Annotated in this window: 18 protein-coding genes; 10 read left to right on the forward strand and 8 right to left on the reverse strand. The window is 71.9% G+C overall.

The genetic code is table 11. From position 1 onward, the window contains the following. Positions 1–146 precede the first annotated feature (146 nt). The 3 genes from OG811_RS20280 (at position 147) to OG811_RS20290 (ending at position 3,089) form a co-directional block, all read left to right on the forward strand. Positions 147–1,250 (forward strand): hypothetical protein, encoded by a 1,104-nt coding sequence (locus OG811_RS20280; protein WP_406067914.1) that lies wholly within the window; start codon positions 147–149, stop codon positions 1,248–1,250. Positions 1,251–1,335: 85 nt separating this feature from the next. Further along, entirely contained in the window at positions 1,336–2,418 is a 1,083-nt protein-coding gene (locus OG811_RS20285; RefSeq protein WP_406067916.1) for a cellulose binding domain-containing protein, read from the forward strand. A gap of 14 nt (positions 2,419–2,432) precedes the next feature. Continuing rightward, positions 2,433–3,089 carry a CG0192-related protein gene (locus tag OG811_RS20290; RefSeq protein WP_406067917.1) on the forward strand — a complete coding sequence of 219 codons (657 nt, stop codon included), beginning with the start codon at positions 2,433–2,435 and terminating at the stop codon, positions 3,087–3,089. A gap of 58 nt (positions 3,090–3,147) precedes the next feature. Here OG811_RS20290 and OG811_RS20295 read toward each other — a convergent pair whose 3' ends face one another. Continuing rightward, positions 3,148–5,184, reverse strand: coding sequence for a glycosyl hydrolase family 28-related protein (locus OG811_RS20295; RefSeq protein WP_406067918.1), 2,037 nt, complete (start codon positions 5,182–5,184; stop codon positions 3,148–3,150). 219 nt (positions 5,185–5,403) lie between these two features. Between OG811_RS20295 and OG811_RS20300 the strand changes: the two genes are divergently transcribed. Both OG811_RS20300 and OG811_RS20305 read left to right on the forward strand, forming a co-directional pair. Further along, positions 5,404–6,498 carry an NYN domain-containing protein gene (locus OG811_RS20300; protein ID WP_406067919.1) on the forward strand — a complete coding sequence of 365 codons (1,095 nt, stop codon included), beginning with the start codon at positions 5,404–5,406 and terminating at the stop codon, positions 6,496–6,498. A 227-nt stretch (positions 6,499–6,725) separates the two neighbouring features. Further along, entirely contained in the window at positions 6,726–6,947 is a 222-nt protein-coding gene (locus OG811_RS20305) for a hypothetical protein (RefSeq protein ID WP_030335934.1), read from the forward strand. A gap of 76 nt (positions 6,948–7,023) precedes the next feature. On the opposite strand, the gene OG811_RS20310 is transcribed toward OG811_RS20305, so the two are convergent. Beyond that, complete coding sequence (locus OG811_RS20310) at positions 7,024–7,266, reverse strand: hypothetical protein (protein WP_406067921.1); 243 nt, start codon at positions 7,264–7,266, stop codon at positions 7,024–7,026. A gap of 122 nt (positions 7,267–7,388) precedes the next feature. On the opposite strand from OG811_RS20310, the gene OG811_RS20315 reads away from it, so the two are divergent. Both OG811_RS20315 and OG811_RS20320 read left to right on the forward strand, forming a co-directional pair. Then, complete coding sequence (locus OG811_RS20315; protein WP_406067923.1) at positions 7,389–7,619, forward strand: winged helix-turn-helix domain-containing protein; 231 nt, start codon at positions 7,389–7,391, stop codon at positions 7,617–7,619. Between the two features lie 123 nt (positions 7,620–7,742). Then, positions 7,743–7,964, forward strand: coding sequence for a hypothetical protein (locus OG811_RS20320; protein WP_406067924.1), 222 nt, complete (start codon positions 7,743–7,745; stop codon positions 7,962–7,964). A 133-nt stretch (positions 7,965–8,097) separates the two neighbouring features. On the opposite strand, the gene OG811_RS20325 is transcribed toward OG811_RS20320, so the two are convergent. The 3 genes from OG811_RS20325 to OG811_RS20335 form a co-directional block, all read right to left on the reverse strand. Further along, the gene (locus OG811_RS20325) at positions 8,098–9,159 is read right to left on the reverse strand and encodes a Gfo/Idh/MocA family oxidoreductase (RefSeq protein ID WP_406067926.1); all 1,062 of its coding nucleotides are present in this window, start codon (positions 9,157–9,159) and stop codon (positions 8,098–8,100) included. A gap of 101 nt (positions 9,160–9,260) precedes the next feature. Continuing rightward, positions 9,261–9,926 carry a response regulator gene (locus tag OG811_RS20330; protein WP_406067927.1) on the reverse strand — a complete coding sequence of 222 codons (666 nt, stop codon included), beginning with the start codon at positions 9,924–9,926 and terminating at the stop codon, positions 9,261–9,263. Continuing rightward, a complete protein-coding gene (locus OG811_RS20335) occupies positions 9,914–11,206 on the reverse strand; it encodes a sensor domain-containing protein (RefSeq protein WP_406067928.1) in 1,293 nt (430 codons plus the stop codon). Before OG811_RS20335 ends, OG811_RS20330 begins: the two co-directional genes overlap by 13 nt. Positions 11,207–11,396: 190 nt before the next feature. On the opposite strand from OG811_RS20335, the gene OG811_RS20340 reads away from it, so the two are divergent. Further along, positions 11,397–12,164: a TetR/AcrR family transcriptional regulator gene (locus OG811_RS20340; protein WP_406067929.1), complete on the forward strand. Its 768-nt coding sequence runs from the start codon at positions 11,397–11,399 to the stop codon at positions 12,162–12,164. Positions 12,165–12,175: 11 nt separating this feature from the next. Here OG811_RS20340 and OG811_RS20345 read toward each other — a convergent pair whose 3' ends face one another. The 3 genes from OG811_RS20345 to OG811_RS20355 all read right to left on the reverse strand — a co-directional run bounded on the left by OG811_RS20345 (position 12,176) and on the right by OG811_RS20355 (position 14,050). Continuing rightward, a complete protein-coding gene (locus OG811_RS20345; protein ID WP_406067931.1) occupies positions 12,176–12,571 on the reverse strand; it encodes a hypothetical protein in 396 nt (131 codons plus the stop codon). Beyond that, entirely contained in the window at positions 12,568–12,813 is a 246-nt protein-coding gene (locus OG811_RS20350) for a hypothetical protein (protein WP_406067932.1), read from the reverse strand. The genes OG811_RS20345 and OG811_RS20350 overlap by 4 nt, the downstream gene beginning before the upstream one ends. Positions 12,814–13,180: 367 nt before the next feature. Then, the gene (locus OG811_RS20355) at positions 13,181–14,050 is read right to left on the reverse strand and encodes an alpha/beta fold hydrolase (RefSeq protein ID WP_406075815.1); all 870 of its coding nucleotides are present in this window, start codon (positions 14,048–14,050) and stop codon (positions 13,181–13,183) included. Positions 14,051–14,195: 145 nt separating this feature from the next. Here OG811_RS20355 and OG811_RS20360 point away from each other — a divergent pair, with 145 nt between their 5' ends. Together OG811_RS20360 and OG811_RS20365 are read left to right on the forward strand one after the other, a co-directional pair. After that, positions 14,196–17,492: a BTAD domain-containing putative transcriptional regulator gene (locus OG811_RS20360; protein ID WP_406067933.1), complete on the forward strand. Its 3,297-nt coding sequence runs from the start codon at positions 14,196–14,198 to the stop codon at positions 17,490–17,492. 113 nt (positions 17,493–17,605) lie between these two features. Further along, positions 17,606–19,180, forward strand: coding sequence for a Na+/H+ antiporter (locus tag OG811_RS20365; RefSeq protein ID WP_406067934.1), 1,575 nt, complete (start codon positions 17,606–17,608; stop codon positions 19,178–19,180). The last annotated feature ends 12 nt before the right edge of the window (positions 19,181–19,192 follow it).

Consider the following 19,192-nt stretch of genomic DNA (forward strand, 5'->3'; position numbering starts at 1 on the left):
AACGCCCGGTCCGGTGCGGTATAGATAGATCATCGATGCATGGGCAAGGATGGGGTCGCGTCCGCGTCAACGGCCACCGGCGGTGGCCGGGATCGGCCAGGATGGGCGAGGCGGCCGGGCAACGGCCGCGATGAGGAAGGCGGGCGATGCGGGTACGCGAGTGGGTCACCGGGGTGCGGCGCGTCCGTGCCGGAGCTGCGCTGGCCGCCCTGCTCACCGGCGCGGTGGCGCTGGCGCCGGGTACGGCGGTGGCCGGCGCGCCGGGGGCCGGGACGCCGGTGTGCCAGGTGCGGGACGACCGGCTCAAGGAGCTGTCCGGGATGGTCGCGACGGACACCGGGTACGTGGTGGTCAACGACGGCTCCGACGACGAGGCCCGTCGCCGGATCTTCTTCCTCGACCAACGCTGCGCGGTGGTCCGGACGGTTGCCTACCCGTCGCGGCCCCGCGACACCGAGGACCTGGCCATCGGCCGGGACGGCACCATCTGGGTCGCCGACATCGGCGACAACGACCGTTCCCGACCGACGGTCGCCATCTGGCGGCTCGCACCCGGGAGGGACAAGCCGGTGCTGTACCGGCTGGCGTACCCGGACCGCCCGCACGACGCGGAGGCGTTGCTGCTCGACGCGGACGACCGGCCCCTGATCATCACCAAGGGCGGCAGCGGCACCGTCTTCCTGTACGCGCCGACCGCTGCGCTGCGGCCGACCGCGACGACGGCGCTGGCCTCGGTCGGCCAGGTGACCCTACCGACGACCAGCACCAGCAACCCGTTCTCGTTCCTCGGTCGGGGTGTGATCACCGGTGCGGCGAGCGCACCGGACGGCCGTCGGGTGGTGCTGCGCAGCTATGCCGACGCTTTCGAGTACGACGTGCCCGACGGCGATGTGGTCGCCGCATTGACCTCCGGCACCCCGCGGATCACCCCGTTGCCGGACGAACCCCAGGGCGAGTCGATCACCTACAGTCGCGACGGCCGGTCGTTGCTCACCGTCTCCGAATCCGCCAACCAACCACCGGGCACCCGACCGGCGATCCTGCGCTACCCGGCCACGGCCGCGACGGCCACCGCCGTACGCCCGACGGATTCCGTTGACGCGGTGGCGCCCACGGCAGCACGTCCGGCCGCCGAGAAGGTCGGCGGAGCGGGCGACCTGACCTGGCCGCTGGCCGCCGGTGCCGGGGCGCTGCTGGCCCTGTTCGGGCTGGCCGGTGTGTTGCGCTGGAGGCACACCGCGCGCCGGTGAGCGAACGGGGACGCGTCGGTCGCGAACCTGTGGGCAACCGGCCCGGGCGGGACAGGCCGGGCGGGGAACCCGTTAGAGTCTCGCCGTGATCGAGATCGGTGCGCAGGTCGACCTGTCCCACCCGCCCGACCGGGTCTGGCTCGCATTGACCGATCGGAAGGTGCTCGGCCGGTGGTTCGCCGAGGCCGAGCTGGTGGAGGGCGTACCGGACCGGCTGCTGCTGCACTCGGCCGGGCTGCCCGGCTTCGAGGCCAACGTCGAGGTCGAGGTGACCGAGCGGCAGGCGCGGGAACTCCTCGTGCTGGCCTGCGACGAGGCCGGCCGGCTCAGCGAGCTGACCTGCACGGTCACGGCCACGAAGCAGGGCTGCCGGCTGGAGGTGCGGGAGGTCACCAGGCACGGGGCGTGGTCCGCCGAGCAGCACGAACCACGTGAGCAGCAACTCCGGCAGGCGCTGACCGTGCGACTGCCGGCCATTCTGGACTGGCTCGCCTTCCAGCAGGTCGACCTGCACCGCGGCGATGGCGGGATGACCGCCGAACTGCCGCTGATCAGCGTGTTCGGCAACGGGCCCGCCCGCGCGCGTCGGCGTCGCCGCCGGATGGCCGCGGTGCTGGCCGGAGTGGTGGTCATTGGAGGACTGGCCGCGTGGGTAGCGTTCCCGGTCGACTCGAACCAGAGCGCCGCACCACCCACGTCGCCATCGCCCTCCGTGACGGCCGCCGCGCCTACCGACACGCCGCTGGCGACGACCTCGACGCGCCCCTCGCGCACCCCCACGTCGGCGACCGCCCGACCGAGCCGGAGCCCGTCGGCGAAGCCGACGCGCACCCCCGCGTCGGCGCCCCCGCCTCCGCCTCCGTTGACCGCCAGCTACGACACCGACTCCAGCCGGCTGTTCGGCTACACCGGCAAAGTGGTGGTCGGCAACCCCACTGGCACACCGGTGGGGGACTGGGTCGTGGTGGTCAACCTCGCCGAAGGCAGCACCGTCGACGACGTCGACGGCGCGGACTGGCGACAGAACGGGCAGTCCGTGACCTTCACCGGGGCGGCCGTGCCGGCCGGAGGGTCGCAGACGTTCCGCTTCGACGTCCGCGACAACCGGCCGAAGGCCAGGGGACCGGAGACCTGCACCGTGGGCGGTAACCCCTGTACCGGCCTCTGACCTAGGCTGCCGTCATGGCACTGCTGCACCGCGCGACCTTGCACCCCACGAAGCTCGACCTGCTGGCAGCCTGGCTGCCCGGCCGACCCTGGTTCGCCAGGCCGACCGGCGTCTCCGCAGAGCCGGCCGGCGTCGATGTGGTGAGCCGGGGCGCTTACCGCTTCGACGACCCGGCCGGCGAGGTCGGTATCGAGACGATGCTGGTCGGCGTCGCGGACGGGCCGGTCCATCAGGTTCCGCTCACCTACCGCGCCGCGCCCCTCGACGGTGCCGACGACTGGCTGGTCGGCACCACCGAGCATTCGGTGCTCGGCCCGCGCTGGGTGTACGACGGTTGCGTCGACCCGGTGTACGTCGCCGCGCTCGCCCACGCGATCCTCACCGGCAGTGGCCAGGCCGAGCAGTACTTCGAGGTCGACGGCCGGCGGGAAGTGCGTGAGCCGACGGTGACGATCCTCGTCAGCGGCGCCGGCGACCTCAACGTGCCCCCGGTCGGCGCCGTGCGACGGGTGGTCGACGAGGACCGCACGCTCATCGACACCGATTCCGTCGAGCTGGTCGTCGTCCGTCGGCCCGGCGCCGGGGCCGCCGGGGCAGCCGGGGTCACCCTGAGCGGCAGGTGGGACGGTCAGCCCACGACCGTGCCGCTGGCGTACGCCAAAAGGCTCTGACCTGCGCGTGCCTTGAGTGTGCGGTGGGCGGCCCGAAGGTTCGGGCCGCCCACCGCGTTCACCACTGCGCCGGAGGCGGGGGCGGCGACACGGGTGGCCGGTCGTCGCAGGTGATGGTGTTGGGCAGCAGCCACGGAGCGAGCCATCCGCCGTCGTTACCGCCCAGGTCGGTCAGGGTGAACTCCGAACCGGCCGGGGTGAAGTGGAACGAACCGCAGTTGTTGACCCCGACCGCGCCCACGTTGCGGGCGTCCACGTTGGCGAACGAGGCGGACCCCGCCGAGCGGGCGCTGACCACCGAGGTGCCGGTGCCGTCGACCCGGATGTCCCGGAACCGCACATTGTGGATCGAGTAGAGGTCCTTCACCGGCCAGTCGCTGACCAGCATGATCGCGTTGTACGTGCTGTCGAGGTACGCGTCGCCGGTCACCTGAATGCTCGCGTCGATGCTCCGGTCCAGGGCGAAGATCCAGATCGCGCCCAGCCCGATGTTCCAGTTCAGCTCGTACGTGCCGGCGCGGGCCGTGGTGTTGTTGGTGATCTGCAGGTGCCCGGTGAACGGCTCTGCGCCGAAGCGGGAACCGGCGTGGATGCCGCTGCCCTCGCGAACCGGATCGGCGATGAGGTTGTGCGAGACGGTGGTGTCCGTGCCGCCGTAGATGGCGATGCCGTTGGCCAGGGTCGGTGACTGCACGGTGTTGTGGGTGAAGGTGTTCCGCGCATTGGCCGTCTTCTCCGACCACATGGCCAGGCCGTCGTCACCGGTGTTGCGGACGAAGTTGTGCGCCACGACGGAGTCGGTCACACCGGTGTGGAAGTTGAGCGCATCAGCGATCTGGTCGACGATGATGTTGTTGGTGACCCGGACGTTCCGCATTGGCCCGTCGAACCACAGACCCGCCTTGGTGTGCTGCACGTAGAGCCCGTCGATGGTCGAGTCGCTCATCGCACCACCGACCGCGTTGACCTGGTCGGTGTCGATGCGCTCCCGGACGTCTCCCGCGATGGTGAAGCCGGAGAGGTGGACGTTGCGGCTGCCGCCGTCGGCGGCGTCCCGGCCGTAGAACCCGACGCCGGTGTGCAGCGAGCCGTCCGGCGCGGGCGTCGGCAGGGCAACCTCGCGGCCCTTGATGATGGTGTGCCAGTTGCCGGCGCCCTCGATGGTCACGTCGTCGACGATGATGTGCCGGTTGACCTGGTAGCTGCCCGGCGGGATGTACACCTTCAGGTGGGTGCGCCGGGCGAAGGCGATGGCCCGGTCCAGTGCGTCGGCGGAGTCCCGCCGGCCGGTGGGGTCGGCGCCGAAGGCCAGCACGTTTGCCGCGAGCAGCCGGATGCGCGGCGGCGCGACCAGCTCGGAGTCGAGCAGGTCGATGACGGTCCAGGCGGCGGCGCTGCCGGGCGGCGCGGTGAGCCGGATCTTGTCACCGGCCCGGTAGGTGCGTCCGAGCAGGAGTCGCTGCTCGTCGTAGAAGTGGGTGGGCCGGAACGGCGTGCTGATGCTCGGGTACGGCGTGGTGGCCGACGGCACGCACTGGCACTCGGTGATCCACCAGTCCGGGTGCAGCAGCCCGGCCTGGGGGTCGTTCGAGAACGGGTACTGGTTGTAGAGCCACGAGTGCTGCGACGTCAGCGTCATGGTGTGCACGTGCTTGCCGTTGGCCGCGACCCCCAGCGGCGCGGTGATCCCACCGCCCTGCGGCGCGTCCGGGATGCTGTACCGCACGGTGATCCCGTTCGCCGCGCTGGGCAGGACGAACTCGACGTACTCGCCGGGGGTGAGCCGGACCGCCCGGCGGCCGGAAGCCTCCGCGGGCAGTGTGTAGGCGGACCGGTCGGGCCCAATGATCTCGCCGTTGGTGCTGGCGTTTTCCGCCTCCTGCTCGACGAAGTCGACGTCCGCGCCGCGTCCGGCGACCAGTGCCGGGTCGAGAGCGGCACGGGTGACCACCGGCGCCGCGCCGGAGGACGCGGGTGGGCCGGCGACGGCCACGGCGGGGCCGATGACCAGCAGGGTAAGGCCGGCCGCGAGCGCAACTGTGATGGCGGACGGCCGGCCTGGGTGTCCCCGCGCCGGCATGATGGTCCGAAACATCGGTGACCCTCCTCGGTGGGTGGTGGTGGGAGGTCCGCCCGGCGCCCCTGACGCCTGACATTGATCGTCATGATGCCAGCACCGAACACTGCGTTGCAAGACAACAATCGAACTCCGAAAAGAAGCGACAATCAGGCCGCAAGAAATGGACGGTTGTCGAGTTGAGGTGGCGCGCGTCGCCTGCCCCCAGCAGCTCACGGCCGGCGTAGGCTGTTCCGCGTGGATCAAGAAGACCGGATCGCCCTTTTCCTCGACTACGAGAACCTCGCGCTGGGAGCCCGCGACCACCGTGGCGGCGCGGACTTCGACTTCCGGCCCATCGCCGACGCGCTGGCCGAACGAGGTCGGGTGGTGGTCCGTCGGGCGTACGCCGACTGGTCGTACTTCGACGAGGATCGACGGATGCTCACCCGTTCCCACGTCGAGCTGATCGAGATCCCGCAGAAGATGGGCGCCTCCCGCAAGAACGCGGCCGACATCAAGATGGCCGTGGACGCGATCGAGTTGGCCTTCGAGCGCGACTACATCTCGACCTTCGTGATCTGCAGCGGCGACAGCGACTTCACCCCGCTGGTGCACAAGCTTCGTGAGCTGAACAAGCGGGTCATCGGTGTCGGGGTCGAGGGGTCGACCTCGGGGCTGCTGCCGCCGGCGTGCGACGAGTTCCTCTACTACGACCGCCTGGAGGGTGTGGACATCCCGCCGACCCGCGCCCGGCGCGGCCGCCCGGCACGGGAGCAGCCCGGCCCGGACCAGCGGCTGCCCGAGCCGGAGCAGGAGCGCGAGCAGGAGGAGGAGCGGCGGCCGACGGGGGAGGAGCCCGGCCGTGACGTGGACGCCCTCGCCGTGCTGGTCGCCCAGACAGTGGCAGGGCTGCAGGGCAGCGCCAACGGCGAGGTCACCGCGTCCCGGCTCAAGCGCACCCTGCTCCGCAAGGACCCGACGTTCAGCGAGTCCGACTACGGTTTCCGTACCTTCGGCGAGCTGCTGCGGCACCTCGCCGTGCACACCGTGATCGAGCTGGCCGAAGGCCCCGCAAAGGGTGACCCCGAGGTCTCACTGCCCGAGCACGGCGACCGGGAGGTGGCCTTCGGCCTGCTCCGTGGCGTGGTGGCGGATCTCGGCAGCAGCGGCAACCCGGTGGCGCTGTCCGGGTTGAAGAACCAGCTGCGCCGGGCCCGGCCCGACTTCAGCGAGAAGAAGCTCGGCTACCGCAGCTTCCTCCAGTTTTGCAAGGCCGCCGCCACGGGTGGAGTGGTCGACCTCCGATGGAGCCCCGAAGCCGACGACTACCTGCTCACCACGCAGGGGTGAGCGCGGCCCTCGGTGACCCCTCGCGGCCGGACGCGTTGGCCACCCTCGCCGGTGTGCTCAACGGCAGGAATTGCACCCTGATTCGTTACTCAGGACGGGAAGGAGTCGCCGTCGCGGTTCCTCCCCGTCAACGCATAGGTCGAAGTGCGCCTGAATTGCGGCTATCGCCCTGGTATACACCTAGCTGCGCCGTACCCTCGACGCAAAAATTGCTATACGGTCGGCGAATGAAGGTCGAGGAGCATTGGTGGAACGGAGACACGACTCCGCGCGGACGCCGGGACGTGTACATCCGTACTGACGGGCAGGGTTGGGAGGTCCGCGCCCAGATCGGTGGGGCGTCGGGTCGTGAGCGGGTGCAGCAGTGCCCCAGCCGGGCCTCGGCGGCCATTCTCGCCGACGCGTGGCGCGGCACTCACCCTTCCTGGCGCGAGCTGAAGCAGCGCTGATCCGGCACCGGGCCGGGCCGGCAACGCTCCTGGGCTCCAGCCCGGTGCGCTCCCCGGCCGGCCCGGCGCTCGGTTTTCACCTCGCCGCAGACATCACCTGCCAACGCTCGTAGGTCACCGCTTCTGAAACATGACCGAGGCGGCATCTGCCACAACTGCCGACGCCCCAATCAAGCTGCGAGCAGTTGTCGCGGCCCTTGCACTCCATGCATCCGCCTGCTCGCCATGGAGTATCGATAGCCCGACTCCAGTGTGCGTCGAGTACTCGTTCGGCCGTGAACAACTCGGTCGCCTTGGATACAGGCTCGTCGATCGGCATGTCCGCACCTTTCCGCGAGGTCTTGAGTGGTCCCGCCCAGAGGGGCTGGGCCTGTCCGCTGTGCCCCTCTGGGCGAAGGTTCGTGGCGCGGGCAGCCGCTTGCCGAACGAAGGAACCTTCACATGCCCATACCTACCAGCGGATATCGCGAGGTGGCCGAGGATCTCGCCGCTCGCATCAAGAGCGGCGAATACGCGCCAGGGGAACGCCTGCCGACCTACAACGAACTCGCTGACCTCTACAAGGTCAGCGTGACCACTGTTCAAAGGGCAATCATCGTGCTTCAGACCCGTGGTCTGGTGGTGGGTCTTCAGGGTCGGGGCCTGTGGGTTACTGAAGACCCACCGACCTGATCAATGCTCGGTCCGGAGGCCCCTCGCCCTGGCTCTGCCTGGTGTTGACCTGATCACTGCATGCGTCTCGTGTTTCCGGCGTCAGTCGGGGTAAGCCTAGGGGACGCTCGATGGAGGTCGCTCATGTCGCAGGGTCCCGACGAGGAGAACCCGAGGATCGACGAGGAGGTCCGGGAAGCCGAGCGTCAGCTCGGCAACCTCACCGGCCAATCCGACGACGCGCTGACCGACGAGGACGCCCGGGCCCCGGACGACGCCCCCTCCGAGCAGGACGCCGGGCAGGCTTCCGGGCAGGACGCAGACCAGAGCAGGACTGTCCGAGTAAGGGGTGACCGGCAGAGCTGACCGCCGTTACCGCAGTGCGGGCAGTCGAGATCAACCTTGCGGTGATCCAGCTGGTAGACGACCTCGGCGCTGGTCTCCTCCGACAGCCGTCGGGCCAGAATCGTGCCCTGTTCGCCCCACGACCTCGCAGCGGTCAGGCGGTCGGGACCGGAAGCACGACGCCCTCGACCGCTGACCGGTGCGCCAACTCGATCAACTCGACCGTGGCGACCGAGTCGCGCGGGTCAACGGGCATCGGCACGCCGTCGCGCAAGGCCGTCGCCACCTGCGCGTAGAAGCTCTGGTACGCGCCGGGCTCGGTCGGCACCGGCCGCAGCTCACCGTCGACGCCGAGCATGCCGTACCGCTCCGGCGGGACCTCGCCCCAGCCCGGCTGGTCCGGACGGCCGCCGTCGTGCAGCGCCGCCTCCTGCACGTCCAGCCCGTACGTCGTGTAGCCGGCCCGGTCGCCCAGCACCCGCAGCCGGGGCCCGAGTTGTGCGGTCACAGCGCCCATCCACAGGTGGGAGTGCACCCCGTTGGCATGGGTCAACGCCACGAAGGCGTCGTCGTCGACAGCCGCACCCGCGCGGCGACGGTCCACCTCCGCGTAGACGCGATCGACCCGGCCGAACAGCTGCACGGCCTGGTCAACGAGGTGTGCGCCGAGGTCGAAGAGGGCACCGCCGGCCTCCTCGGGACCAGCAAGCTCCCGCCAGCCCGGCTTGATCGTCGGACGGAAACGTTCGAACCGGGACTCGAAGCGCAGCACCTTCCCCAACTCGCCCTGCTCCACCAGGCGGCGGACGGTCAGGAAGTCACCATCCCAGCGTCGGTTCTGGAACACCGTCAACGGCACCCCACGCTCGGTCGCCTCGTCGATCAGCGCGTGGCCCTCGGCCGCCGTCGCGGCCAGCGGCTTGTCGACGACGACCGGCAGGCCGGCAGCGAGCGCCGCCCGGGCCATCGGCACGTGCTGCCGGTTCGGCGTCGCCACCACCACCAGGTCCAACGCGTCCGGCGTACGCCACAACTCGTCGGCGTCGTCGACCAGGCGGGCGTCGGGGTGGTGCTGCCGGGCCTGTTCGCGCCGCTGCGGATCGCGGGTCACGATGGCGTCGAGCCGCAGCCCGGGGGTCGCAGCGATCAGCGGTGCGTGGAACACCCGGCCCGCCAACCCGTACCCCAGCAGACCGACCCGCAGCGCCTCCGCCATGCCGTACCCCTGTTCTCCCGGTCCGCGCCCTGAGTGACGGCGGTACCGCTGAGGGGAATCTACGCCCTCGGCGGCCCCGCCCGACCTCGGCCCGGCGCTGGTCAGCCCACCGGGTCGGCCCGTAGGTAGGTGAGCACCGCGAGCACCCGACGGTTGGTGTCGTCGCTGGGCGGCAGGTCGAGCTTCAGCAGGATGTTGCCGACGTGCTTGCCGACCGCCGCCTCGCTGACGCAGAGGCGGGCGGCGATCGACGCGTTGGACCGGCCCTCCGCCAGCAGCGCCAGCACCTCGCGTTCCCGAGTGGAGAGCGCGGCGAGCGGGTCGCGTGGCCGGTGCAGCAGTTGCCGGACCACGTCCGGGTCGATGGCGGTGCCGCCGGCGGTGACCCGGCGCAGCGTGTCGACGAACTCGGTGACCTCCGCCACCCGGTCCTTGAGCAGGTAGCCCACCCGCTGGCCGTCGCCGCTGTCCAACAGTGCCGCCGCGTACCCGGTCTGCACGTACTGGCTGAGCACCACGACCGGCAGGTGGGGTCGCTCGGCGCGTAACGCGACCGCCGCGCGCAGCCCGTCGTCGCGGCGGCCCGGCGGCATCCGGATGTCGGTCAGCACCAGGTCCGGTTGGTGTTCGCGAGCCGCGTCCAGCAGCTCGGGAGCGGTGCCGACGGCGGCGCACACCGCGAACTCGAAGCGGGTCAGCAGGGCCACCAGGCCCTCGCGCAGCAGCACCTCGTCCTCCGCGAGCACCACCCGGGTCACCGACGGCACGGAAGCTCCACCCGGACCAGGGTAGGCCCGCCGGGCGGGCTGGCGAGCAACAGCCGGCCGTCTGCGGCGGCGACCCGGTCGGCGAGGCCGGTCAGCCCGGTGCCCCGGGCCGGGTCGGCACCGCCGTGTCCGTCGTCGGACACCTCGATGACGAGGTCCCCGCCGGCCCGGGTGAGGCGTACCTCGGCGCGGGTCGCCTCGGCGTGCCGGGCGACGTTGCCCAGCGCCTCGGACACCACGAAGTAGGCGGTGGTCTCGACGAACTCCGGCAACTCGCCGTGAAGGTCGGTGTGCACGGTGACCGGAGTGGTGGCCGCGTCGGCCAGTTCGCGTACGGCGCCGGTCAGGCCGAGATCGGTGAGGCTCTGCGGCCGGATGCCGTGCACCAACTGCCGCAGCATCACCATCAGGCCCCGGGCCTGGTCGTGCGCGACGGCGAGAGGTCGGGCGGCGGGGGAGTCCTCGGGTACGTCCAGCCGGGCCAGGCCCAACTGGACGGTGAGGCTGGTCAGCCGGGGTTGTGCGCCGTCGTGCAGGTCACGCTCGATCCGGCGCCGTTCTGCCTCGTACGCGCCAACCAGCCGGCTCCGGGACCGGGCGACCTCGCGCAGCGCCGCCGCGTCCACCGGTCGGGCCAACACCCATCGAGCCACGGCGGCCTGGATGGCGGCGAGGAGCCCGGCCGCATACCAGAGCACCGGGATGAGCAGCACGCCCACGATCGCGTATGGAACGGCTTCACCGGGGGTGTGCACCGTCCGCCAGATCACGACGGGCTGGTTGGCGTCTCCGGCCAGCCAGGGGCTGGTGACCATGCCGAGGTCGAGCAGCACGAGCAGCAGGAAGACCCAGTACGCGACCGGCGCGAACCCGCCCAGCCAGAACAGGTACGCCACCTCCCGCCAGGTCGCGGCGGCACGGTAGCGGGCTGCCAGGCCCGGCCACGGTGACGCGGGCAGTGGGCGGCCGTCCACGAGCCTGAGTCGCCACCGTTCGATGGCGGCCACCGGGAAGCTCGCGATCGGGGCCAGCGCCAGCAGGATGAGGCTGCCGGCTGCCAGGAACAGCAGCAGCGCGATGCTCGGCGGTCGGCTGTGCTGCCAAGACGCGTTGGCGGCGGCCAGCATGGGTGCGCCGATGACGAGCAGCCCGACGGTGAGCATGCCGGCGATTGGCACGGTGCTGATCAGGTAGGCCAGTGCCCGCCAGGGCCAGGCGGAAATCAACCAGTCGCGGCGGCGCAGCGCCTCAGCCAGGTGAGGAGGGTGTTCCGAGGTCATGTCGCAGACGCTAGTCAGGACAACCGGGCTGCCCCAGCCGTCCAGATCCACTTCCGGGGTATGCCCAGCCCTACCGTCGCCGCTCACGGCGGTCCGGGCGAACGAAGGCGGTGCGGCCGGAATGGGGAAGAACGGCCACGCTCGGCGCGTGGCGTACCGCGTACGCCCGCGTTGTTAGGATGGCCGCACCATGGCGAGTGAGCGCAAGGCGACCGCGGACCCGGCCCGCAGCCTGGCCATTCTCTGGCGCACCCGGGAGCCGACCAGCCGCAGCGCCGGGCCCGGGCTCAGTGTCGACCGGATCGTCCGAGCCGCGATCGACGTCGCCGACACCGAGGGTCTAGACGCGCTGACCATGCGCCGGGTCGGCGAGGCGCTGGGTGTCGGCACCATGTCGGTCTACACCTACGTGCCGGGCAAGACCGAACTCGTCGACGTCATGCTTGACACCGCGTACGGCGAGATGCCGCGCCCGGCCGTCGAGGGCGGCTGGCGGGCCCGGCTGGAGCGGATCGCCCGCGACAACATGGCGCTCTACCAGCGGCATCCCTGGATGCTGCGTGCCGAGACGACCAGACCGGTGCTCGGCCCGCAGTTGGTGGCCAAGTACGACTACGAGCTCGGGGCGGTCGTCGACATCGGGCTCACCGACGTCGAGATGGACGCGGTGCTCACGCTCGTCCTGGGCCACGTGAAGAGTGCCGCCCGGGCCGCCTCCGAAATGGTCGACCTGGAGCGCGAGACCGGCATGACCGACGGCCAGTGGTGGCAGTCGCACGCGCCGTGGCTGGAGAGGTTCATGACGGCCGGCAACTACCCGACCGCCTCCCGGGTCGGCACCGCGGCCGGCCAGCAGCACGGTGCCGCGTACGGCCCGGAGTACGCCTTCGAGTTCGGCCTGCAACGCGTCCTTGACGGGATCTCGGTGGTGGTGGCCGAGCGGGCGACCGCCGGCTAGCCCCGCGCTGGTCAGGGTTCCTCGGATGTGCGGTCGGTCTCCACCACTGTCGCTCGGACCTTACGCAGGGTCGCGTCGGGCGCGTGGATCGCGGCACGCCAATGGTCCAGCGTCCGGTTGAGCACCCGGACCACGAACTGCAACTGGTTGACCTGCTCGCGGAGCACACCCAGCTCGGATCGTGCGTTGCGCGCCTCGCCCTCCAACTGGGTGATCCGTGTCTGCAACGGCTGCACCAGGGTGAGAGCGGCCTCGGTGAGGGTGTCGGCCGCGTCGGCCTTGAACTTGCCCCGCTGCACCACCACGGTCGCGATCGCGGCCAGGCCGGTGCCTCCGCCGAGAATGCCGAGCAGACTGAGCGCCACCTGCAGCCAGGCCGGCGCGGGGGGCGCGGTGGAGGTATTCACGTGACACCTGCCGGTAGCTGTTTGTAGTTCACACATGCACAGGCTCGGGCCAGGCGGTGCAGGTCGACGGCGATCTGCGCGGCCCGCCAGAGCGACCCGACCGTCACTGCGACGACCAACGGCACCTCGGCGACGGATTGTCGGACCGACACGGTCACGGCGTACTTGCTGGTGATCGTGCCGAGCATCAGGACCGACGCCTCGTACGGCTGGCGCTGGGACCGGAAACGTAGGTGCCCCACGGCTAACTCCTTGGTCGAGGACCGTCATCCAGCAGCAGCCGGTGGGCCGTTGCCGTTCAGTGGGTCGCGACCGTGGTGCGGCGGTCCGTGCGGCGAAGCCCGGTGGTGCGGTGCGGGGTGGACGTCTGGTTGAGGAGGTGAAGCGACTCGCCGTCGTTGGCTGGCCGATAGCTGACTGTGTAGCACCGATTACCGGTTGTCGTCCACCTGGTGTGGCGTCGCATTACCGCAGCTCAGAGCCCATCAGGAGCGGCCGGCGTGGGCAATGTCGGGCGCAGCGCGGCGACCCGGTCGCACCGACACCTCAGTTACAGCGAGTGTCAGATATCTTCTGAGGTGGCATCGATGCGATCGGGCCGCCGATCGGTCAACGGGCGAGCAGGGCGCGCAGCGCCCGGACCACCTCGGCCGGTGCCTCCTCCGCCATGAAGTGCCCACAGGTGACGGTCCGGTGCTCCAGGTCCGGAGCCCAGGCCCGCCAGACCGCGGCTGCGTCGTAGCCCAGCGCCGCGCCCCAGTCCTGCTGGAGCACGGTCACCGGCATGCGCAGGCGATTGCCGGCAGCCCGGTCCGCGGTGTCGTGGGCGACGTCGATCCCGGCCGACGCCCGATAGTCGGCGACGATCGAGGTGACCGCGTTCCGGGACGCGCGCAGGTATACCGCCCGCACGTCCGCCGGCAGGGCCTCCGGATCACGCGTCCAGATGTCCAGGAAGTGACCGAAGAAGGCGTCCGGGCTGGCGCCGATCAGCTCTTCGGGCAGGCCGGGCGGCTGCGCCATCAGGTACAGGTGAAACGCGACCGCGGCGGTGGTGCCGTGCAGCACGTCCCACATGTCCAGGGTGGGCAGCACGTCGAGCAGGGCGAGCTGGCTGATCGCCGCCGGATGGTCGAGTCCGGCCCGGAACGCGACCAGGGCACCCCGGTCGTGCCCGGCGAGCGCGAACCGTTCGTGGCCGAGCGCGCCGGCCAGCGCCACGATGTCGGCGGCCATGGTGCGCTTGGCGTACCCGCCGCCATCGGTGTCGAGGGGCTTGTCGCTGTCGCCGTAGCCGCGCAGGTCCGGGCAGATGACCGTGTGGTCCGCAGCGAGGTCGGCCGCGACGTGCCGCCACATGAGGTGGGTCTGCGGAAAACCGTGCAGCAGCACGATCGCCGGCCCGGAGCCACCCACGGCGGCGTTGAGGGTCACACCGTCGGCGACGGTCACGCGCCGGTAGTCGAATCCGTTGATCATCAGGTCCACGGGGAACCTTCCTGGTGAGCAGTGCCGGCTGGGCAGTTGCCGTCGCCGTCGTACGTCGTCGAGCCTGCCCGGAGGTGATCAGCAGGTGGTTAGCGTCGAATCAGTGCGGGCCGACCGACCCGCCTAGATTGGTGCCATGACCAGGCAGCCGACGGCACCTGTCACGGTGACCTTCGGCGTACTCGGGCCGGTGATCGCCGCGACCGAGCGTGGCCCGGTCCCGCTCCGGGGGCACCGGCAGCGCCTGGTGCTGGCCCGGCTGTTGATCGCGCACGGTCGGGTGGTGCCGGTGGATCGTCTCGTCGACGACCTGTGGGAGGCCCCACCGGACGGCGCGGTGGGCGCGATCCGGACCTTCGTCGCCGACCTGCGCCGGGCACTGGAGCCCGATCGACCACCCCGGCAGCCACCCCGGGTCCTGGTCACCGAGCCACCCGGGTACGTGTTGCGGGCCGTCCCGGACACGGTGGACGCCGGACAGTTCGAGGCGGCCGTCGGTGCGGCAGGCCAGCTGTTGGCGGCGGGACGTCCCGCGCCGGCCCTGGCCGCGCTGGACGGGGCACTCGGGCTCTGGCGCGGGCCCGCGTACGCCGACTGTGTCAACGAGGCCTGGGCGGTCGCGGAGAGCAATCGATTGGACGAGCTGCGGATGCTCGCCGTCGAGCGGCGGGCGGAGGCGCTCTTGGCGTTGGGTCGGCCGGCCGAGGCCGCAGCCGACCTGCCGGCCCACCTGGCCAGCTATCCGCTGCGCGAGGACGCCTGGCGGCTCCTCGCGGTGGCCCGGTACCGCGCCGGCCGGCAGGGCGACGCGCTGGCCGCGCTGCGTGCGGCCCGGGACGTCCTGGTGACCGAGCTGGGCGTGGACCCGGGGCCTGAGCTGCGGCGGCTGGAAGCCGACATCCTGGCCCAGGCGCCGCACCTCAGCCCACCCCTCGAAGGCGCCGCCACCCCGAGCCTCGCGGGACCTGTGCGACCCGCCGGGCCGGGTTCGACGGGGCGGCGTCCGTTCGTCGGCCGCGACGCGGAGCTGGACCGGCTGCGGCGGGCCGTCGAGGCCGCGTCCCGACGCCAGCAGCCCACCCTCGCCCTGCTCAGCGGTGACCCGGGCGCCGGCAAGACCGCGCTGGCCGAGACCCTCACTCAGCAGCTCGCCGCCGATGGCTGGACCACGGCGTGGGGACGCAGCCCGGAGTACGAGGGCGCCCCGGCTGCCTGGCCGTGGACTCAGGTCACCGACGGCCTCGCCGGGCCGGCGGACGCCGTGGAGGCCGTCGGGCCGACCGACGGCTCGGCTGACCCCGCCGGGGCACGGTTCCGCCGGCACCGCGCGGTGGCGTCGCTGATCTCGGCGGTCGCCGACCGGGCGCCGGTGCTACTGGTCCTCGACGACCTGCACCGCGCCGATGGTGACACCCTGGACCTGCTGACCGCCCTGCTCACCGGCCCGCAGCCGGCCACCGGTCCGGTGCTGATCCTCGGCACCTACCGGGCCACCGAGATCAGCCCGGAGCTGACCGCCGCCCTGGCACGCGCGGCCGGGTTGGAGCCGATCCGGGAGTATCTCGCCGGCCTGTCCGCGCCAGCGACCGGCGAGTTGGCCCGCGCCGTCGCCGGGGCGGACCTGGACCCGGGCACCGCCCAGTTGATCCACCACCGCAGCGGCGGCAACCCGTTCTTCGTCCGCGAGCTGGCCCAGTTGTACGCAAGTGAGGGGGAGGCGGCACTGGCCGCGGTGCCGCCCGGGGTGCGCGACGTGATCCGGCACCGGTTGGCACAGCTGCCCGCGCCGACCCGTACCGTGCTGCGGCAGGCGGCCGTGCTCGGGCGGGACCTCGACCCGGAGGTGCTCAGCGCGCTGGCCGGTGACCCGTCGGCTGTGCTGGACGCCGTGGACCGCGCACTGCAGGCCGGGTTCCTCACCGAGCGGGAGACCGACGGGCGGCTGCACTTCACCCACATCCTGGTCCGCGACACGCTCTACGCCGACCTGTCCGCGCCGCGCCGCGCCGCCTGGCACGCGGCCGTCGCCGAGGTGCTGCGACACCGCGAACCCATCGATCCCGCCGCCCTCGCGCACCACCTGCTGCGCGCAGGTGGGCCGGTCGCCGCCGGTCGCGCTGCGGCGTACGCCCGCACGGCCGCCGAGCGCGCCGAACGGGGCGGCAACCCGCACGAGGCGGCCCGCCTGTGGGGGCAGGCGATCGACGCGTACGACCGTGCTGGTGGGGTCGAGCAGCGCGAGCGGTTGACCGCGTTGCTGGGCCTGGGGCGCGCGCTGGCGGTGACGGGCCGGCTGGCCGAGGCGCGGCGGCGGCGGGCCGAGGCGATCGCCGCCGCCGAGTCCGTCGGCGATCCCCTGCTGATCGAGGAGGTGCTGGCGGGCTTCGACGTGCCCGCCATCTGGACGCGCAACGACGACGATCTGCTCTCCGGGCACATCGTCCGAGCCGCCGAGCATGCCCTGACCGCTCTCGGCTCGACCGGCTCGGCGCAGCGCAGCCGGCTGCTGAGCACCCTCGCGCTGGAGCTGCGCGGCACCACCACCGACCGTGGCCGAGACGCGGCGAACGAGGCCGAGACGATCGCCCGGACCGTCGACGACCCCGGACTGCTGGCGTTCGCGCTCAACGCCCGCTTCATGCACGCCTTCCAACGCGTCGGTCTGGCCGGTGCACGGGCCCGGATCGGCGCCGAACTCGTCGACCTGGCCGCCCGGCACCAGCTGGTGACCTTCGAGGTGCTCGGCCACCTCATCCTGGTCCAGGCCAACTGTGCGTTGGTCGACCGGCCCGGCGCCGACGCGCACGCCCGCGCCGCCGATCGCCTCGCCGAACGGTACGAGCTGCCGTTGGTTGGCGTCTTCACCCGGTGGTACGCCGCACTGCGCCTGGCACTGGACGGCAAGTCGGCCGCGGCGGCGGACGCGTACCGGGCGGCTGCCGAGCGGCTGACCGTCGACGCCATGCCGGGCCTGACCCGCGGGCTGCTCCCGCTCGCCCTGCTCGGCCTGCGTCTGGCCGAAACCGCCGGCGGTGCCGACCAGCCCGTGCCCGGGCCGGACGGTGCGGACTGGGCGGGCCTGGACTGGGGTCCGCACGAGCCGTGGGTACGGCCGCTGCTGCTGCTCGCCGCCGGCGACCGGGACGCGGCCGCAGCCGCCCTGCGGACTGTGCCGGACGGGCCGCACGATCTGCTGCGGGAGGTGCGGCTCTGCCTTGTCGGCCGGGCGGCGCGCGCCCTCGGCGACCGGGTCACCATGGAACGGGTCTACGTCGATCTGCTGCCGGCCGCCGACGAACTGGCCGCCGGCAGCGGGGTGCTCACCGTCGGCCCGGTGGCCGCGCACCTCGCCGACCTGGCCAGCGCGCTGGGCCGCGACGAGGAGGCGGCCGGGCACCGTCGTACGGCTCGCGCCGCCACCTCCTCGCCCTGACCGCCGCCCACTGCCCGCGGCGACTTGCCGATATTCGTCGGAACCAGCGGGTGGGTGCGGTCAGATGGAGCCACCGGCGCATCCACCGCCGGCCACGGTTCGAGGGGGTACGCGTGGAGGTGCTCGTCCTGATCGTGGTGCTGGGCGTCACCGTCCTGGTCGGCACCACCCTCGGCGGTCGGTACCGGGTCGCCCCGCCGATCCTGCTCATCGCGTTGGGGGTGCTGCTCGGGCTCACGCCGCCGCTGTCCGGGCTGACCCTGCAACCGGACCTGGTGCTGCTGATCTTCCTGCCGGCGATCCTGTACCGGGAGAGCTTCAGCATCAGCCTGCGGGAGATCCGGGCCAATCTTCCGGTGATCGGGCTGCTCGCCGTGGTGTTGGTGGTGCTCACCATGGTCACGGTGTCGTTCACCGCGCAGGCGTTCGGGGTGAACCCCGCCGCTGCCTGGGTGCTCGGCGCGGTCCTCGCGCCCACCGACGCGGCTGCGGTCAGCGGGCTCGCCAAACGGTTGCCCCGGAAGCTCCTCACCACCCTGCACGCGGAGAGTTTGATCAACGACGGCACCGCCCTGGTGATCTTCGCGGTGGCCGTGGGCCTGCTCAGCGGGGCCGGGGAACCGGGCGCGCTGGGCATCAGCGAGGAGTTCGTCGGGGCCAGTGCCGGTGGCGTGCTCGCCGGTCTGCTGGTGGGGGCCGCCGTGGTGCTGATCCGCAAGCGGCTCGACGATCCGCTGCGCGAGGGTGCGCTGAGTGTGCTGACGCCGTTCGCCGCGTTCCTGCTCGCCGACTCGGTGCACGCCAGCGGTGTGCTGGCGGTGGTGGTCGCCGGCCTGGTGCTGTCCTACGCCGGCCCACGGGTGATCCGCGCCCGGTCCCGGGTGCTGGCGTACGCGTTCTGGGACCTGTCCACATTCCTGATCAACGGCGGGCTGTTCGTCCTGCTCGGCACCCAGATACCCCGGGCGGTGAAGGGCGTCTCCAGCATCTCGCCGGGGCGTGCTCTGGTGATCGTGCTGGTGGTCACCCTGGTCGTCCTCGCCACCCGACTGCTTTTCATCTACCTCACCGCGGAATCGGCGCGGCTGCGGCGCCGCCGGATGGTGGACGACGGCCAAGGTTCCGCAGGCTGGCGGGTGGGGATCGTCGCCGGCTGGTCCGGTTTCCGGGGCGCCGTGTCACTGGCCGCAGCCCTGGCCGTCCCGACGGTGACCGTCGCCGGCCGACCGGTGGTCGAACGCGATCTGATCATCTTCGTCACCGCGCTGGTGATCGTGCTGATCATGCTCGTCCAGGGCACCACCCTGCCGCTGGTGGTGCGCTGGGCGGGGCTGGTCGGCGACCCTGAACGCGTCGACGAGGCCCGCAATGCCCGCCGACGGGCCACCGAGGTGGGCCTGGCCGCTCTGCCCGAGGTCGCCGCCGAGGTCGGTGCCCGGGAGGACTCGGTACGCCGGCTGCGAGCCGAATACCAACGGCACCTGGAGGACGGCAACGAGAGCGGCGGAAGCACCGCCGAGGAGTGGCGACTGGAACGCCGGCTGCGCCTCGGGGTCCTCGCCCACAAGCGGCGGGAGGTCACCCGGCTGCGGGACAACCGGGAGATCGACGATCTCGTGCTGCAAGAGCTCCAGGCCGCACTGGACAACGAGGAGATCCGGCTGCTGGGACGTGGGCCCAACGAGTGAACGCCCGCGCGG

Source organism: Micromonospora sp. NBC_01638, assembly GCF_045209745.1.
Taxonomy (GTDB): domain Bacteria; phylum Actinomycetota; class Actinomycetes; order Mycobacteriales; family Micromonosporaceae; genus Micromonospora.

Bases quoted from the DNA above. Each gene is read 5' to 3' on its own strand.
- OG811_RS20280 (WP_406067914.1), top strand. From the start codon at position 147: ATGCGGGTACGCGAGTGGGTCACCGGGGTGCGGCGCGTCCGTGCCGGA.
- OG811_RS20290 (WP_406067917.1), top strand. From the start codon at position 2,433: ATGGCACTGCTGCACCGCGCGACCTTGCACCCCACGAAGCTCGACCTG.
- OG811_RS20295 (WP_406067918.1), bottom strand. From the start codon at position 5,184: ATGTTTCGGACCATCATGCCGGCGCGGGGACACCCAGGCCGGCCGTCC.
- OG811_RS20305 (WP_030335934.1), top strand. From the start codon at position 6,726: ATGAAGGTCGAGGAGCATTGGTGGAACGGAGACACGACTCCGCGCGGA.
- OG811_RS20310 (WP_406067921.1), bottom strand. From the start codon at position 7,266: ATGCCGATCGACGAGCCTGTATCCAAGGCGACCGAGTTGTTCACGGCC.
- OG811_RS20315 (WP_406067923.1), top strand. From the start codon at position 7,389: ATGCCCATACCTACCAGCGGATATCGCGAGGTGGCCGAGGATCTCGCC.
- OG811_RS20320 (WP_406067924.1), top strand. From the start codon at position 7,743: ATGTCGCAGGGTCCCGACGAGGAGAACCCGAGGATCGACGAGGAGGTC.
- OG811_RS20325 (WP_406067926.1), bottom strand. From the start codon at position 9,159: ATGGCGGAGGCGCTGCGGGTCGGTCTGCTGGGGTACGGGTTGGCGGGC.
- OG811_RS20335 (WP_406067928.1), bottom strand. From the start codon at position 11,206: ATGACCTCGGAACACCCTCCTCACCTGGCTGAGGCGCTGCGCCGCCGC.
- OG811_RS20340 (WP_406067929.1), top strand. From the start codon at position 11,397: ATGGCGAGTGAGCGCAAGGCGACCGCGGACCCGGCCCGCAGCCTGGCC.
- OG811_RS20355 (WP_406075815.1), bottom strand. From the start codon at position 14,050: ATGATCAACGGATTCGACTACCGGCGCGTGACCGTCGCCGACGGTGTG.
- OG811_RS20360 (WP_406067933.1), top strand. From the start codon at position 14,196: ATGACCAGGCAGCCGACGGCACCTGTCACGGTGACCTTCGGCGTACTC.